This is a genomic window from Pseudomonas sp. QD4, from assembly GCF_049199125.1.
GTDB lineage: Bacteria > Pseudomonadota > Gammaproteobacteria > Pseudomonadales > Pseudomonadaceae > Aquipseudomonas.
Genome location: NZ_JBLZOM010000006.1, coordinates 54,304 through 68,609, shown reverse-complemented (window position 1 = coordinate 68,609; position 14,306 = coordinate 54,304). Strand labels below are relative to the sequence as shown.

Below are 14,306 nucleotides of genomic sequence, written 5' to 3'. Positions count from 1 at the left end.
CGCCGGCTACTGCGGGCGTGGCTGGTCAGGCAAGAGCACGCCCGGGGTGTCGTGGTGCTCCGGCTCATCCTCCTGGGCGTTGCGCTTGGGCAGCAGCACCTGCTGTGGATAAGTCTGGGCGAAGTGCACCCAGGGGCTGTTATCCACAAGCTTTTTCAGGCGCTGGTTGAAGGCACGGTTGACCGCGTACTGGCCGCCGGAGACGGTGCGGAACTGCGCGGTCAGGACCACGCCGTTGAGGTCCATCTTGTCCACCCCGAACACATCCAGCGAACCTTGCAGGTTGTATTTGAGGAACGCGTCTTCGCTGATGGAGCGGCCGGCTTCGCGGATCAATTCCACCGCCTTGTCGACGTCGGTGTCGTAGGTGAACTGCACCGAGAAAAACGCATAGGCGAACTGCCGGGACTGGTTGGTGACCGCCTTGATCTGGCCGAACGGCACCGAGTGCACGAAGCCCTTGCCGTCGCGCAGGCGCAAGGTGCGAATGGTCAGGCCCTCGACGGTGCCGGCGTGGCCGGAGTCGAGCACCACCCAGTCGCCCACCGACAGCGTGTCTTCGATGATGATGAACAGCCCGGTGATCACGTCCTGCACCAGTTGCTGCGAACCGAAACCAATCGCCAGGCCGACCACCCCGGCACCCGCCAGCAGCGGGCCGACGTTGATCCCCAGGTTGGCCATGGTGGTGATCGCGCAGATCACCACCAGCACGATTTTGATCGCATTGCGCAGCAGCGGCAGGATGGTCTTGACCCGGGTACTGGGCTGGCGTGCGCCGCGTTTGCTGACCGGCGGTTTCAAGGCCTCCTGGATCGCCGTGTCCAGCACCACCCACAGCAGCCAGGTGACGAGGAAGATCAGGCCGATGCTGCTCAGGGAATCGCTGATGGCCCGGCCCACGGTATTGCGCTGGGCGAATTCGAACAGTGACAGGCCCCAGATCCGCCCGAGGATTTCAATGAAGGCGATGGCCATGACAATGCGCAGCAAGGCGTGCAGCAAGCTCAAAAAGCGTTCCTTGTAGGCGCTGCTGCGTTGCAGGGCCTGGGCACTGCGGGACTTGAACAGGTGCTGGAACACGGTGCTGAGAAACACCGTGGCGATCAGCAATACCGTGGTCAGCAAGGCGCAACGCAGGGCTTTCTGGTTGTCTTCGCCGACACCGATCAGGTTGATCGCCGAGACCAGCACCATCAGCAGGATCGGCCAGTACCAGAGCCCGGAGAAAATCCGCAGCGACTCTTGCAGCGCCGGTTGCTTGAGGCGCTGGGCCAGGGGGCGGTTGCGAATCAGGTGCGCCACCGGCCGGCGCAGGCGGATCACCAGCAGGCCGAAAATCACCGAAGCGAACAGACCGGTGAACACCGCGATACTGCTGGTGATATTGCCGCCCAACTGCCGGGCGATCTGCGGGCTGGTCAGGGCATCACTGAGGGCCGCGAGAAAACCGATCAGGAACAACGGCCGGGGGCAATGACGGCGAATGATCTGCACCGCCGGGCGTTTGTGGCCGACATTGAACATCACCACCAGGCACAGCAGCACCGAGGTGGAAACGATACCGCTGCTGGTGGCGTAGGCAAAGCACAGGGCCAGGGCCCGGCCCACCGACGCCTGCAGAAAGTGGCTGGCGTACAGGGTCAGCGGCAGGCAGATCAGCGCCGGCAAGGTGTAGGGCAGCAAATATCCGAGCAGGGACTGGCTGCGCTGGCGGGTCACCAACAGGCGGTGCCGGTTCAGGCGCTTGGCGAACAGGCCGGCGGCCAGGGTGAGCACGATGAAGGCGCCGATCCACACCCCCGACAGCATCAGGAAGTCGCCGACGACGCTCCAGGTCGAGCGATCCGAGGGCTGGTTGACCAGGCGGCCCACCTCGTCCGCCGCCCGGTCGGCGCGCAGGCGCCAGGCGTCCACCAGGTTTTCATTCAGGTCGAGTTTTTGCTGGACGTCATCGATGCTCGAACTGATGGCCCCGAGCAGGCCGCCTTGCACCAGCAATTCGGGTTTGGCCGGCGCCTCGGCGGCGTCGGTGCTGGTGCTGGCCGCAGGTGCCGGTGCTGCGGCGGCTTGCAGCTCGCTGCTGCCGAACACCAGTACGATCCCCAGCAATAGCGCGATCTTGAAATTGAACAAAACGCGGAGCTCCTTGAGAAGGGTCTGTAAGGAACTGATCGGCAAATGCCCGGCAAGTTCGGTTTGCCGCGCAATCAGTCCGGCGGCGCAGTGCCATCCGCGGAGCCATCTGCAGTGCCATCCGCAGTGCCATCGGTAGCCCCGTCGAAACTTTCCCGCACTCGCCACAGTCAGCAAAACATCGGGGCAATGCACGGCGGCGCACGGGAGGACACATGGCGGCGATTCATATCGGTATCTCGGGCTGGCGCTACACGCCTTGGCGCGGGGGCTTCTACCCCAAGGGTCTACCCCAGAAGCGCGAGCTGCAATTTGCCTCGCGGGCGGTCAACAGCATCGAGATCAACGGTTCGTTCTACGCCCTGCAAACGCCCGAGCGTTATGCCCAGTGGTACGCCGAAACGCCCGAGCACTTCGTGTTCAGCGTCAAGGCCCCGCGCTTCATCACCCATATCCGGCGCTTGCGGGACATTCACGGGCCCCTGGCCAACTTTTTCGCCTCCGGGGTCCTGGAGCTCAAGGACAAACTCGGGGCGATCCTCTGGCAGTTTCCGCCGAGTTTCAAATTCGACCCTGAACTGTTCGAGCACTTTCTCGCCCAACTGCCGGCCAACACCCAGCAGGCCGCCGCCCTGGCCCGCCAGCACGAGCCGCGCATGGACGGCAAGGCCAGCTCCAAGGCCTACCGCAAGCGACCGTTGCGCCATGCCGTGGAGATTCGTCACCCAAGCTTTGCCGTGCCCGCCTTCACCGATCTGCTGCGGCATTATGGCGTGGCCCTGGTGATCGCCGATGCGGCGGGCAAGTGGCCTTACTGCGAAGACCTGACCTGCGGCTTCGTCTACCTGCGCCTGCATGGCCAGGAGCAGTTGTATGCCAGCGGCTACACCGCCGCCGCCCTGAAACACTGGGGCGACCGCATCGATACCTGGAGCCACGGCCGGCAACCTTCGGACGCGCATCTGATCGACCCCCGTCGCCGTCCCCGGGCGCGCAAGAGCCGCGAAGTGTTCTGCTACTTCGACAACGACCTCAAAGTGCGCGCGCCCTTCGATGCGCGCCAGTTGCTGCAACGCTTCGGCCTGGACCGCGACCTGGCCACCGAACCCGGCCAGCCAGCCGCACCGGGAGCCCTGCCATGAGCAGCCAGCAGACAGCGGTGCTCAGTGATCCTGCGACGCCCGTCGAAGCCCGGGTGCAGCGCTTCAGTATCCTCACGGTCAATACCCACAAGGGCTTCACGGCGCTGAACCGGCGTTTCATTCTTCCCGAATTGCGCGAAGCGGTGCGCAGCGTCGGCGCCGACCTGGTGTTCCTGCAAGAGGTGCACGGCACCCATGAGCAGCACCAGCAGCGCTACAGCAACTGGCCGAGCATGCCGCAATACGAGTTTCTCGCCGACAGCATCTGGCCGCAGTTCGCCTACGGGCGCAACGCGGTGTACCCGGAGGGCGACCATGGCAATGCAGTGCTGTCGAAATTCCCGATCATCCGCCACGACAACCTCGACATCTCCCTCAACGGCCATGAAAACCGTGGCCTGCTGCACTGTGTCATGCAGCTGCCCGGTCAGGAGCAGGAGCTGCACGGGATCTGCGTGCACCTCGGACTGCGGGAGGACCACCGCGTGCAGCAGTTGAACCTGTTGCTGCAACGCCTGGAGCAGATCCCGCCCGGGGCCCCGGTGATCGTCGCCGGCGACTTCAATGACTGGCGCCAGCGGGCCGATCGGGTGCTGGCCGGCAGCGGCTTGCGCGAAGCCTTTGTCGATGCCCATGGCAAGCCGGCCCGCAGCTTTCCGGCGCGCTGGCCGCTGCTGCGGCTGGACCGCATTTACCTGCGCAATCTGCGCATCCATCGGCCCCAGGTACTGGCGGCTCACCCCTGGTCCCATCTTTCCGACCACGCGCCGCTGTCGGTGGAGGTCGAATTATGAGCAGCACGCCCCTGGAAAAAACCACCCTGGAGCCCCTCGCCAACCCCGTGGCACCTAGTGAAACGCCGGCCTCGGACCTGGAATACGGCTGGCACAGCAACAACCGGGTCGAACTGCTGGAGAACGGCGAGGCCTACTTCCCACGGGTGTTCGCCGCACTGCGCCAGGCCCGGAGCGAGATCCTCCTGGAAACCTTCATCCTCTTCGAAGACAAGGTGGGCAATGAGCTGCATGCCATCCTGATCGAGGCTGCGCGACGCGGGGTACGGGTCACGGTGAGCCTCGACGGTTTTGGCTGCGGCGAGCTGAGTCGGGATTTCCTCGGCGCCCTGAGCGAGGCCGGGGTGCACCTGCAACTGTTCGACCCGGCACGGCCGCTGCTGGGGGTGCGCACCAACTGGTTTCGTCGGCTGCACCGCAAGATCGTAGTGGTCGACGGGCGCCTGGCGTTTATCGGCGGGATCAATTTCTCCGCCGATCACCTGGCGGATTTCGGCCCCGAAGCCAAGCAGGATTACGCGGTCGAGATCGAAGGCCCGGCGGTGGTGGATATTCACCATTTCGCCCTGGTGCAAAGCGGTCGCCCGGCCCGGGCCAAATACTGGTGGCAACGGCGCCGTCGACGCCGCTCCGAACTGGCGCTGAGCGACCATGACGGCCAGGTGCGGCTGGTGTATCGGGACAACCGCGAGCATCGCTCGGACATCGAAGAGGTATACCTGCATGTGCTGCGCGGCGCCCGGCAACGGGTGGTGATCGCCAATGCCTACTTCTTCCCCGGTTACCGCCTGCTGCGGGAAATCCGCAACGCGGCCCGGCGTGGGGTGGATGTGCGTCTGATCCTGCAGGGCGAGCCGGACATGCCCATCGTCAAATTCGCCGCGCGCATGCTCTACGACTACCTGCTCAAGGACGGCGTGACCATCTACGAATACTGCCAGCGCCCGCTGCACGGCAAGGTGGCCCTGGTGGATGAAGACTGGAGCACGGTCGGTTCGAGCAACCTCGACCCCCTGAGCCTGTCGCTGAACCTGGAAGCCAACGTGCTGATCCGCGACCGGGCGTTCAACCGCCTGCTGTTCGAGCGGCTGGAACGGCTGAGCCAGGACCACTGCCAGGCCATGCCGGAAAACCGCCAGCCCCGGGGCCGCCTGTGGCGCCTGACCGTCGGCTTCATGGTGTTTCACTTCCTGCGCCATTTTCCGGCCTGGGCCGGCTGGTTGCCGGCGCACAAACCGCAGCTCAAGCCTTTTGTGCAGCACAAGGCGCCACCGGAGCAGCCGTCATGAGCCAGCCCAGCGCCCACGCAGCGCCCTCCGACAGCAAGGGTTCCAAGACCCTTTGGCAGCGCCTGAAAAAGCCGCTGACGGTGCTGTTTTTCCTGCTGTTGATCGTGCTGTTCACCCTGCTCGCGCGGCGCATCGACTGGAGCGAAGTGTTCAGCACCCTGGCGGATTTCAAGGTGCGCACCCTGATCATCGCCGCCGGCCTGACCCTGGCCAGTTTTCTGGTGTACGCCTGCTTCGACCTGATCGGCCGCACCTACATCCGCCAGGACCTGGGCTGGCGGCAGATTTTGCCGGTGGGCATCATCAGCTACGCCTTCAACCTCAACCTCAGCGCCTGGGTCGGCGGGATCGCCATGCGCTACCGTCTGTATTCCCGGCTGGGGGTAAGCACCGGCAATATCGCCAAGATCCTCGGCCTGAGCCTGGCCACCAACTGGTTCGGCTACATGGTCCTGGCCGGGGGGGTGTTTGCCAGTGGCGTGGTGCAGATGCCTCCCGGCTGGAAACTCAGCAGCAGCGCGTTGCAGGCCGTGGGCGTGCTGTTGCTGCTGCTGAGCATCGGCTACCTGGCCGCATGCCAGTTCTCCCGACGTCGGGAGTGGGCGATCCGTGGCGTGGAAATCAACCTGCCGTCACTGCGCATGGCGCTGCTGCAACTGGCGCTGGGGGCACTCAACTGGTCGTTGATGGCGGCGGTGATTTTCACCCTGCTGCCGGGCAAGCTGGATTACCCGGTGGTGCTCGGGGTGCTGCTGATCAGCAGCATCGCCGGGGTCATCACCCATATCCCGGCCGGGCTCGGGGTGCTGGAGGCGGTCTTTATCGCCCTGCTGCAACACGAGGTGTCCCGGGGCAGCCTGCTGGCCGGGTTGATCGCCTACCGGGCGATTTACTTCATCCTGCCGCTGCTGGTGGCCCTGCTGATGTACCTGGTGGTGGAGGCCAAGGCCAAGGCACTTCGGATAGCGAAGAAACCGGCCTGATAAAGCGCCGGAGTCCTGGCGACGGAGCCGTCGATCAGCGTTCCTGAATGATGCTCAGGCGCTCGCCGACCACCATCTCGGTGATCCAGCTGACGAGGATCGAGGTGTAGGCCTGCTGCGACACCGGATCGCTCAAGGAATGGTCGGCGCCGTCGATGATGCGGTGGGTCAGGGAATGGGTCTGCTGGCACGCCGCGCGGTAACTCATGATGGTGGCGTGGGGCACGTGGTCATCGGTCTCGGACTCCACCAACAGCACATCCCCGGTAAAGGCGGCGCAGGCATGCAGCGCCCGATTGCTGTCGGCGCGCACCAGGCTGCTGCGGTAGTGCATCAGGTCGGCCTTGTCCAGGTCACGCTTGGGCGTATGCCATTGCTCGTCGCGGTACAGCGCGGGCACCCGCAGCGCCAGCCAGCGCACCGGGCGCAGGGAGGTGAGGATGCTCGCCAGGTAGCCGCCGTAGCTGGTGCCGACCACGGCAATCGCCGAGGTGTCCAGGGCCGGGTGCGAGAGCAGCCGGTCATAGGCGGCCAGCAGGTCGCGCAGGTTGTCTTCGCGGGTGACCCGCGACAATGGAATGCCGGTGCCGGCATGCCCCCGCAGATCGAAGGTCAGGCACACGCAGCCCAAGCCGGCGATGCCCTTGGCGCGCTCCAGGTCGCGCTCCTGGCTACCGCCCCAGCCGTGGACGAATAACACCCCCGGTACTTTCGATTTGGGACTGAGAAAATTCCCGCTCATCTGTTCATCATCGATGTCGATTTGAATGCTCTCGCTTCTAGCCGTCATAGGATTGGACCGTTACGTATTTGAGAAGAAAATCGCTGTTGTCCGCCGGCCCGCGATACACCTCGATGGCGTCCGCAGGCAGTGCCTGATCACTGTAAGTTTCCACCGAGGCGACGTTGATCGCGCGCATCCCGGGGTTATTGATAAAGGCCTGCAAGGCCGCTACCTCGGCACTGCTGGCGCCCCCCATGCGCCAGGACTGTTCGAGCACGCCGCTGCGCACCTTGCCGTCGGCGGCCCGGCCCTGGGCGATGTCGTAATTGCGCCGCGAGGCAAAGAAGCCTGGGTAAACCTCATCCGCGGCGCTGTCGAACACCTGGGCCTGCTGCACCGCCAGGCGCACGTCCTGGGGCAGGTCCAGGGCCAGCAGCGTTTCGTAGCCGCCCTGCACCACCAGCAAGCGCGAGCCACCATAGACCTGTTCGCCATGGGCGTCCTCGGTCAGGAATTGCTCGCCGCAATAGCTGATGACGTGGCCGGCGATAAACGACTGGCCAACGCTGTGGGTAATCACCCCTTGCAGGTCCTGTTCAAGCACCACGCCCTCCTCGAACAGGGCGGCGGTCTGCGGCTGGGCCAGGGCCTGGTCGAAATGCTCGAGGCTGTCGATCACCTGTTGCCCGCGGCCGGCACAGGCGTGAATCGGCTTGATGCGGATCGGCCCGCACTCCAGCAAACGGCTGGCGGCGGACCGCGCATCCTGTTCGGAAAACACACTGAAGCCGTCCAGCACCGAATCCCCGACCCGCTGCTCAAACAGCGACGACCAGCCCGGCGGCGCTACGGCCTCGGCGCTGAACAAACCGTGGGCGATGGCTTTGGTGGCGATAAAGTCGTGCTCGACATAGCCGCCCCATAAATCGTCCGCATTGGTCACCCCCAACGCACGCGCCGCTTCGGCCCCGACCAGGGTCTGGGTCGGCAACCAGTACAAGTCACGCCCGGCATGCTGCGCCGGGTCGTAGCTGCCGCCGTATTTAAGGCCGAGAATCTGCGCCAGCCAGCGGGCCAGCGCGCGGTTGGTTTCGACTTCATGCAGGGGTGCCTGGGGACGGGTGGAATGCGCGACCACCAGCTTCTTGCGGTTTGTCGAGGTCATGGGGCCACCTTGGCCAACCGGCCGATGAGTGTGCCCTTTGGGCTGCACGGATCAGGCCAGCTCCCCGCCCGGGCAAAACCCCTTGAAAATCAGTCAGCTGGAAAAGCGTAGCGGCACTGTGCCCGTTGCAAACTGCACGATCGTCGCCAACGCCTGCGGATATTGCACGACGGGCCTAGCGCCCCTGATCGCCCCGCGCCGCAGTTGGAGGCGTTACGCCGAAGCGACTGCGATAGTCGCTGGGGGTCAGGCCGGTGATTTTCCTGAAGATCGCGCGAAAGGCGCTCGGGTCCTGATAACCCACGGTCCAGGCGATACGGTCGATGGTGCCGTTGCTGAACTCGAGCATCTCCCGGGCCTTGCCGACTCGCAGGTGTTGGCAGTATTCGGTCGGCTTGAGGCCGGTGGCGGCACGAAAACGTCGAAGCAAGGTGCGCTCCTCCAGCCCCGCCTGCAGCGCCATGGCCCCCAGGGACACCTCCACCGCGCCATTGCCCTGCAACCAGTGCTGGACCTTGAGGATCGCCGGGTCGCCGTGGTTGAGGATCGGCGCGAAATTGCTCCCGCACTGGCTGGCGCTGTCGCTGTGCTCGACCACCAGAAAGCGCGCAGTGCCGGTGGCGATGCTCGGCCCCAGCAGGCGGTCCACCAGGCGCAGACCCAGCTCGGACCACGCCATCAGCCCGGCCGTGGTGATCAGGTCGCCATCGTCGACGATGGGCTTTTCGGCACTCAGGTGGATCTGCGGGTAACGCAGAGCAAAACTCTTGGCCGAGGTCCAGTGGGTGGTGGCGCTGCGCCCGTCCAGCAGACCGCTTTCGGCCATCAGGATCGAGCCCACGCAGACGCCGCCAAGGGTGGCACCGGCGGCATGCTGCTCGCGCAGCCAGTGAGTCAGCGCGGTCGTGGCCTGGCCTTCGGAAAATCCCGCCAGGGAGGGCGGAATCAACACCGCCACCAGCGCTGAATCGGGGCCCGGGTGACTGTCATAGACCCGCACCGGCGCCTCATCGAACGAGGCCTGCCAATGGCTGATACGCAGCAACGGCAACTGGTCGCTCTGGTGTTCGGCAGCAATCCGATTGGCCACCCCGAACAGGTCGGTCAAGCCGTGGACCGCGGCCATCTGCGCACCGGGATAGATCAGCACGCCCAGTTCGGCGACCGCACGTTGCATGGCCATTGTCAGTTTTCCCCCTGCTATTGTCGGTGCGGCCAATCCTCGAAAGACCCGCCGGCGCCAATACTGGACGCCATACCCACCTCTGTTCAAGGAAACCCTTATGGCCAAGCAAGCACTGATCCTGATCGACATCCAGAACGACTACTTTCCCCAGGGCAAATGGCCGTTGGCCGAAGTCGAGGCCGCTGCCGACAATGCCGCCAGGCTGCTGGGCGCCTTTCGCGCAAGCGGCAAACCGGTGATCCATGTGCGCCATGAGTTCACCTCGAGCGACGCGCCGTTCTTTGCCCCGGGCTCCGAAGGCGCGCGCCTGCATGCCAAGGTCACCAGCCAGGGCGACGAACCGGTGGTGCTCAAGCATTTCGTCAATGCGTTCCGCGACACCGAGCTGGAGTCGATTCTCAAACAACAGGGCATCGAGGAACTGGTGATAGTCGGCAGCATGAGCCACATGTGCATCGATGGCGTCACCCGGGCTGCCGCAGACCTGGGGTATGGCGTCACCGTGATTCACGACGCCTGCGCCACCCGTGACCTGGAGTTCAACGGCCAGGTGATCCCGGCCGCCCAGGTGCATGGGGCGTACATGGCATCCCTGGCGTTCGCCTATGCCAGCGTGGTCGCGACCGATGAATACCTGAACGCCAGCCGCTGAAACCCGGCGCGGCTCTGCACTGAGCCTGCACCACCCCCAAAAAGCCCCGTGGCGTTATGAAGCTGCGGGGTTGGGTGGTTCATAAAAAACAAGAGCTTTATGACTGGCCAAAGAGAGTATTGATTATTATTCTCAACAAACTAACGAAGCAACTTCCCGTATAACTTCCCCACCCGACAGACAAACCCGTTAAGCGTAGACCTCCGCCGATCAAATATCTTTTAGAGCGGCAACTTCCACTCCTTCCGCATTACCACCCTCACTCGCAACTTAACTCCATATAGCCAAGCATAATAAAGCCTATAACAAACGATAATGACAAATGGCCATTATTGGTTGTTTACCTTGCTATTAATTCATTGACCGATCTTTTTTCAAATGGGTTCAATCATGTTCAACTTCATTTAAAAGCCGGGATAACCGGGCCGAAGCCCAATAAATACACGGCAAACGCGCGAGACCCTCGCCCATCCCCAGCGTCTCGAGGTCGCTGTTGGAAACTATCGAAAAACTCTTGTTCCGGCCTTGCTTGCAAAAGTGCAAGTCGCGACTAAGTTCATAACTATTATTCAGCCGCATCGCCGATCGATGAAGCAACACCCCATCCGACGAGGACACTCGGTTATTTAAAACACTCTTCAGATACTGCGTTAACTGCTGACACGGAATTCAGTCATAACAATCAAGAGGGACGCTTGATGAAGCGCAGCCAATGGTATCGTGCGTGCTCGCAAAGAGGGTCGGCCGGACTTTTCTGGTTGTCGCTGCTTTGCTTCTCCGGTCTGGTCATCGCCAGCTTCCTGTTGTTCGAACAGCAGATCCAGGATGCCCTGGCCCATCTGAACCTGTACCTGCCCTCTACCCCCGCGCAGAAATTCAACCTGGCCCTGCTGCTGATCGCCCTGTTGGCGTTCGACGTTGTGTTGCCGGTGCCTTCAAGCATGGTGGCGCTGCTGGCGATTGCCATGCTCGGCAGCCTGGGTGGCTACCTGGTGATTTTCATCGGCCTGTGCCTGGGCGCCGGGCTCGGCTACGCCCTGGGGGCCGGCTATTTTCGGCTGTTGTCCGGCCGCCTGGGCCTGCACCAGCGCCAGCCGGGGCAACTGGGCTACCGCCTGGGCACGTTGTCGCTGATCTGCCTGCGCGGCGTGCCGGTACTGGCCGAAACCTCGGTGGTGGCCGCCGGCATGCAAGGTTACCCGCTGCGCTCGTTCCTGCTGGTCACCACCCTGGCCAACGCCGGCCTGGCATTGGCCTACAGCGCCATCGGCAGTTTTCTGGTGGAACAAAATGCGCTGCTGCTGACCCTGCTCGCCGGCATGCTGCTGCCCGCTCTGTTTATCGCTGCGCGCAGCCTGCTCAAGCCGCGCCACGCCGTGGACGCCAACCAGCCACTGCGCGGGCGTTTCGAGGTCAGCTACGACTACCCGGTGGTGTTCACCGACCACCTGTTCGACCCGGCCAACCCCTGCCTGCACCAGCAGCTTTGCGCCCAGCATCGCGGGCCGGTGACCGCATTGGTGTTCGCCGATGAGCAACTGCTGCAAAGCGCCCCCCACTTGCTGCAACAGATCGACCAGTACTTTGCCGCCCACGCGGACCTGCGCCTGCTGGCCGCGCCGATCGCGGTGCCAGCCGGCGAACTGAGCAAGGACCCACAGGTGCTGCAACAGTTGTACAGCGACATGCTGCAACAGGGCCTGGACCGCCACTGCTACGTGCTGGCCCTGGGCGGTGGCGCGGTGCTGGATGCGGTGGGCTACGCCAGCGCCACCTTTCACCGGGGGATTCGCCTGATCCGCATCCCGACGACGGTGCTGGCGCAGAACGACGCCGGCATCGGGGTCAAGAACGGCATCAATGCCTTCGGCCAGAAAAACCTGCTGGGGGCCTTCTACCCCGCCACGGCGGTGATCAACGACTTCCAGCTGCTCACCAGCCTGACCCGCCGCGACCAGATCGCCGGCCTGGCCGAAGCGGTCAAGGTGGCGCTGATCAAGGACCAGGCGTTTTTCCACTGGATGGAGCAACACGCCGAAGCCCTGGCCACCTTCGAACACAGCGCCAGCCGCTACGCCATCCGCCGCTGCGCCGAGCTGCACCTGGGGCACATCACCGGCGCCGGCGATCCGTTCGAGCGCGGCAATGGCCGACCGCTGGATTACGGGCACTGGGCCGCGCACAAACTGGAAAACCTCAGCCACCACCGGCTGCGCCATGGCGAGGCCGTGGCGGTGGGCATGGCCCTCGACGGTTTGTACGCCAATGCCCTGGGCCTGTTGAGCGATGCCGACAGCGAACGGGTGCTGCGGCTGCTGGTCCAGCTCGGCTTCAACCTGTGCCCGGCGGAGCTGCTGCTCAAGGATGCCCAGGGCCGCGCCCAGGTGCTGATCGGCCTGGAGGAGTTCCGCCAGCACCTGGGCGGGCAACTGTCGATCCCCATGCTCAACCGCATCGGGGGGGCGGTGGACCTGCATGAAATCGACGCGCCGCTGATGGAACAGGCGCTGCTGCGGCTGGCCACCGGCAGCGGCCCATTGTTGAGCTTGAGCGAGGGCTGCGCGCAATGAACCTGGCGCCGCACAACCTCAAGACCTGGATGACCCTGGGCCGGGTGTCCAACCTGCCGACGGTGTGGACCAACACCTTGGCCGCCGCCCTGCTGGCCAGCAGCACCAGCGCCCTCGCCCCGCCCTCGTCGCTGGTGTGGATTCTGCTGTTGGCGGCCCTGTCCCTGCTGTACCTGGCCGGCATGCTGCTCAACGACCTGCTGGACGCCAACTGGGACCAGCAGCACCACAACCCGCGCCCGATCACCCTGGGGCTGGTGAGCCGTCAGCAAGTGGGCCTGGCCACTGCGTTGCTGCTGGCCCTGGCTGCGGCATCGGTGCTGGGCCTGAGCCAGTTGATCGACGAGCCGCACTGGCTGCTGGGCAGCGCCACCCTGCTGGTGGGCTGCATCCTGGGCTACAACCTGCTGCACAAAAAATACGCCCACAGCGTGTGGCTGATGGGCGCATGCCGCTCGGCCCTGTACCTCACCGCTGCGGCCAGCCTCGCGGTGCCGCCGGAGCCGATCTGGCTGTGTGCGGTGTTGCTTGGCGTGTACATCAGCGGCCTGACCTACCTGGCCCGCCAGGAGCATCGCAACCAACTGATCAGCCGCCTGCCGCTGCTGTTGATGCTGAGCCCCCTGGCACTGGCGATATACGCGGTCAACGCCTGGTTCTGGGCGGTGCTGCTGCTCTGGCTCGGCTGGTTGGGCTGGCATTACTGGCGCCACCTGGCCAACCCCCGGCAACGCCAGGTCCGGGCTTTTATCGGGGCTGGCCTCGCCGCTCTGCCCCTGTTCGATGCGCTGGTGCTGGCGGTGGCCAACCAGCCCATGGGCAGCCTGTTATGCGTCCTGGTGTTTTTCCTGCTCCCACACTTCCAGCGCTGGATCAAACCCACATGAACACCGACCTGAAACCACAGCCATCGGCGGCCCTGGACATGCGCCAGGACTGCCTCGACACCCAGCGCCAACTACTCACCCAGCAGCTTGATGACAACGAGCGGCACTGGTGGCGCCAGGCCCTGGAGCAACTGGCGCAAAGTGCCGATGCCAGCACGGCGGCGCTGTTGAGCAGCCAGTGCAAGCGCCACCTCAAGGAGCGCGCCCTGCCCGGCAGCGGCTGGAGCCTGGTCCAGCTGGCGCGCGCGCTGCTGCTGGCCCAGGCCCTGGAGCAGCAGCCGGCCAGCGAGCAACTGTCCGTTCTGCGCCAGCTGTTTCTGTGGGGGGACGATCAGGAAAAAATCGCCACCCTCAAAGCCCTGGACTGGCTCGACCGCCAGGGGCTCGGCCTGGAGCTGGCGTTGCAGGCCGGGCGCACCAGCAACAGCCAGGTCTTCGCTGCCCTGGCCCTGGACACCCCCTACCCGGCCCGCCACTACAGCGAACGGGCCTTCCACCAATTGCTCTTGAAGGCCCTGGGCATGGGGCTCGACGTGCGCCGCCTGCAAGGCCTCGCGCAACGCCACAGCGTCAGCCTCAACCAGTTGGCCCTGGACCTGCTGGACGAGCAGCTCGCCGCCGGACGCCCGGTGTCTCCCGGGCTGCCCCTGGCGATCGCCTTCGAGCTGCTGAGCCCGGCGCAACGCCAACGCCTGCTGGGCCTGAGCCAGCAGCAACGCTTGCCGGACGAATGGCGCGAGCACCTGCCGCCGCCGGTTTCCTGATCGAACCCACGCCT

The 14,306-nt window shown here is 64.5% G+C and carries 12 protein-coding genes; 8 read left to right on the top strand and 4 right to left on the bottom strand.

Features of this window, described 5'->3' with window-relative positions; genetic code table 11:
• Window positions 1-6 precede the first annotated feature (6 nt).
• Window positions 7-2,136, bottom strand: coding sequence for a mechanosensitive ion channel family protein (locus ACOZJV_RS27720; protein ID WP_421548940.1), 2,130 nt, complete (start codon window positions 2,134-2,136; stop codon window positions 7-9).
• 215 nt (window positions 2,137-2,351) lie between these two features.
• Between ACOZJV_RS27720 and ACOZJV_RS27715 the strand changes: the two genes are divergently transcribed.
• The 4 genes from ACOZJV_RS27715 to ACOZJV_RS27700 are packed head-to-tail and all read left to right on the top strand — an operon-like array spanning window position 2,352 to window position 6,344.
• Window positions 2,352-3,278 (top strand): DUF72 domain-containing protein, encoded by a 927-nt coding sequence (locus tag ACOZJV_RS27715; protein WP_421548939.1) that lies wholly within the window; start codon window positions 2,352-2,354, stop codon window positions 3,276-3,278.
• Window positions 3,275-4,072: an endonuclease/exonuclease/phosphatase family protein gene (locus ACOZJV_RS27710; protein ID WP_421548938.1), complete on the top strand. Its 798-nt coding sequence runs from the start codon at window positions 3,275-3,277 to the stop codon at window positions 4,070-4,072. Before ACOZJV_RS27715 ends, ACOZJV_RS27710 begins: the two co-directional genes overlap by 4 nt.
• The gene (clsB, locus tag ACOZJV_RS27705) at window positions 4,069-5,361 is read left to right on the top strand and encodes a cardiolipin synthase ClsB (RefSeq protein WP_421548937.1); all 1,293 of its coding nucleotides are present in this window, start codon (window positions 4,069-4,071) and stop codon (window positions 5,359-5,361) included. Before ACOZJV_RS27710 ends, clsB begins: the two co-directional genes overlap by 4 nt.
• Window positions 5,358-6,344 carry a lysylphosphatidylglycerol synthase domain-containing protein gene (locus ACOZJV_RS27700; protein WP_201128225.1) on the top strand — a complete coding sequence of 329 codons (987 nt, stop codon included), beginning with the start codon at window positions 5,358-5,360 and terminating at the stop codon, window positions 6,342-6,344. The genes clsB and ACOZJV_RS27700 overlap by 4 nt, the downstream gene beginning before the upstream one ends.
• A gap of 34 nt (window positions 6,345-6,378) precedes the next feature.
• Here ACOZJV_RS27700 and ACOZJV_RS27695 read toward each other — a convergent pair whose 3' ends face one another.
• From ACOZJV_RS27695 to ACOZJV_RS27685, 3 genes are all read right to left on the bottom strand, one after another.
• Window positions 6,379-7,134 carry an alpha/beta hydrolase family protein gene (locus ACOZJV_RS27695; protein ID WP_020297876.1) on the bottom strand — a complete coding sequence of 252 codons (756 nt, stop codon included), beginning with the start codon at window positions 7,132-7,134 and terminating at the stop codon, window positions 6,379-6,381.
• Entirely contained in the window at window positions 7,124-8,233 is a 1,110-nt protein-coding gene (locus tag ACOZJV_RS27690; protein WP_421548936.1) for a DUF3182 family protein, read from the bottom strand. Before ACOZJV_RS27690 ends, ACOZJV_RS27695 begins: the two co-directional genes overlap by 11 nt.
• A 175-nt stretch (window positions 8,234-8,408) precedes the next feature.
• A complete protein-coding gene (locus tag ACOZJV_RS27685; RefSeq protein ID WP_421548935.1) occupies window positions 8,409-9,416 on the bottom strand; it encodes a GlxA family transcriptional regulator in 1,008 nt (335 codons plus the stop codon).
• A 100-nt stretch (window positions 9,417-9,516) separates the two neighbouring features.
• Here ACOZJV_RS27685 and ACOZJV_RS27680 point away from each other — a divergent pair, with 100 nt between their 5' ends.
• From ACOZJV_RS27680 to ACOZJV_RS27665, 4 genes are all read left to right on the top strand, one after another.
• The gene (locus ACOZJV_RS27680; RefSeq protein ID WP_421548934.1) at window positions 9,517-10,071 is read left to right on the top strand and encodes a cysteine hydrolase family protein; all 555 of its coding nucleotides are present in this window, start codon (window positions 9,517-9,519) and stop codon (window positions 10,069-10,071) included.
• A 698-nt stretch (window positions 10,072-10,769) separates the two neighbouring features.
• Window positions 10,770-12,641: a 3-dehydroquinate synthase gene (locus ACOZJV_RS27675; RefSeq protein WP_421548933.1), complete on the top strand. Its 1,872-nt coding sequence runs from the start codon at window positions 10,770-10,772 to the stop codon at window positions 12,639-12,641.
• On the top strand, window positions 12,638-13,528 hold the full coding sequence (locus ACOZJV_RS27670; protein WP_078471578.1) for a UbiA family prenyltransferase: 891 nt from the start codon (window positions 12,638-12,640) through the stop codon (window positions 13,526-13,528). The genes ACOZJV_RS27675 and ACOZJV_RS27670 overlap by 4 nt, the downstream gene beginning before the upstream one ends.
• Window positions 13,525-14,292, top strand: coding sequence for an EboA domain-containing protein (locus ACOZJV_RS27665; protein WP_421548932.1), 768 nt, complete (start codon window positions 13,525-13,527; stop codon window positions 14,290-14,292). Before ACOZJV_RS27670 ends, ACOZJV_RS27665 begins: the two co-directional genes overlap by 4 nt.
• The last annotated feature ends 14 nt before the right edge of the window (window positions 14,293-14,306 follow it).

Bases quoted from the DNA above. Each gene is read 5' to 3' on its own strand.
- ACOZJV_RS27690 (WP_421548936.1), bottom strand. From the start codon at position 8,233: ATGACCTCGACAAACCGCAAGAAGCTGGTGGTCGCGCATTCCACCCGT.
- ACOZJV_RS27710 (WP_421548938.1), top strand. From the start codon at position 3,275: ATGAGCAGCCAGCAGACAGCGGTGCTCAGTGATCCTGCGACGCCCGTC.
- ACOZJV_RS27675 (WP_421548933.1), top strand. From the start codon at position 10,770: ATGAAGCGCAGCCAATGGTATCGTGCGTGCTCGCAAAGAGGGTCGGCC.
- ACOZJV_RS27685 (WP_421548935.1), bottom strand. From the start codon at position 9,416: ATGGCCATGCAACGTGCGGTCGCCGAACTGGGCGTGCTGATCTATCCC.
- ACOZJV_RS27715 (WP_421548939.1), top strand. From the start codon at position 2,352: ATGGCGGCGATTCATATCGGTATCTCGGGCTGGCGCTACACGCCTTGG.
- clsB (WP_421548937.1), top strand. From the start codon at position 4,069: ATGAGCAGCACGCCCCTGGAAAAAACCACCCTGGAGCCCCTCGCCAAC.
- ACOZJV_RS27695 (WP_020297876.1), bottom strand. From the start codon at position 7,134: ATGACGGCTAGAAGCGAGAGCATTCAAATCGACATCGATGATGAACAG.
- ACOZJV_RS27665 (WP_421548932.1), top strand. From the start codon at position 13,525: ATGAACACCGACCTGAAACCACAGCCATCGGCGGCCCTGGACATGCGC.
- ACOZJV_RS27670 (WP_078471578.1), top strand. From the start codon at position 12,638: ATGAACCTGGCGCCGCACAACCTCAAGACCTGGATGACCCTGGGCCGG.
- ACOZJV_RS27680 (WP_421548934.1), top strand. From the start codon at position 9,517: ATGGCCAAGCAAGCACTGATCCTGATCGACATCCAGAACGACTACTTT.
- ACOZJV_RS27700 (WP_201128225.1), top strand. From the start codon at position 5,358: ATGAGCCAGCCCAGCGCCCACGCAGCGCCCTCCGACAGCAAGGGTTCC.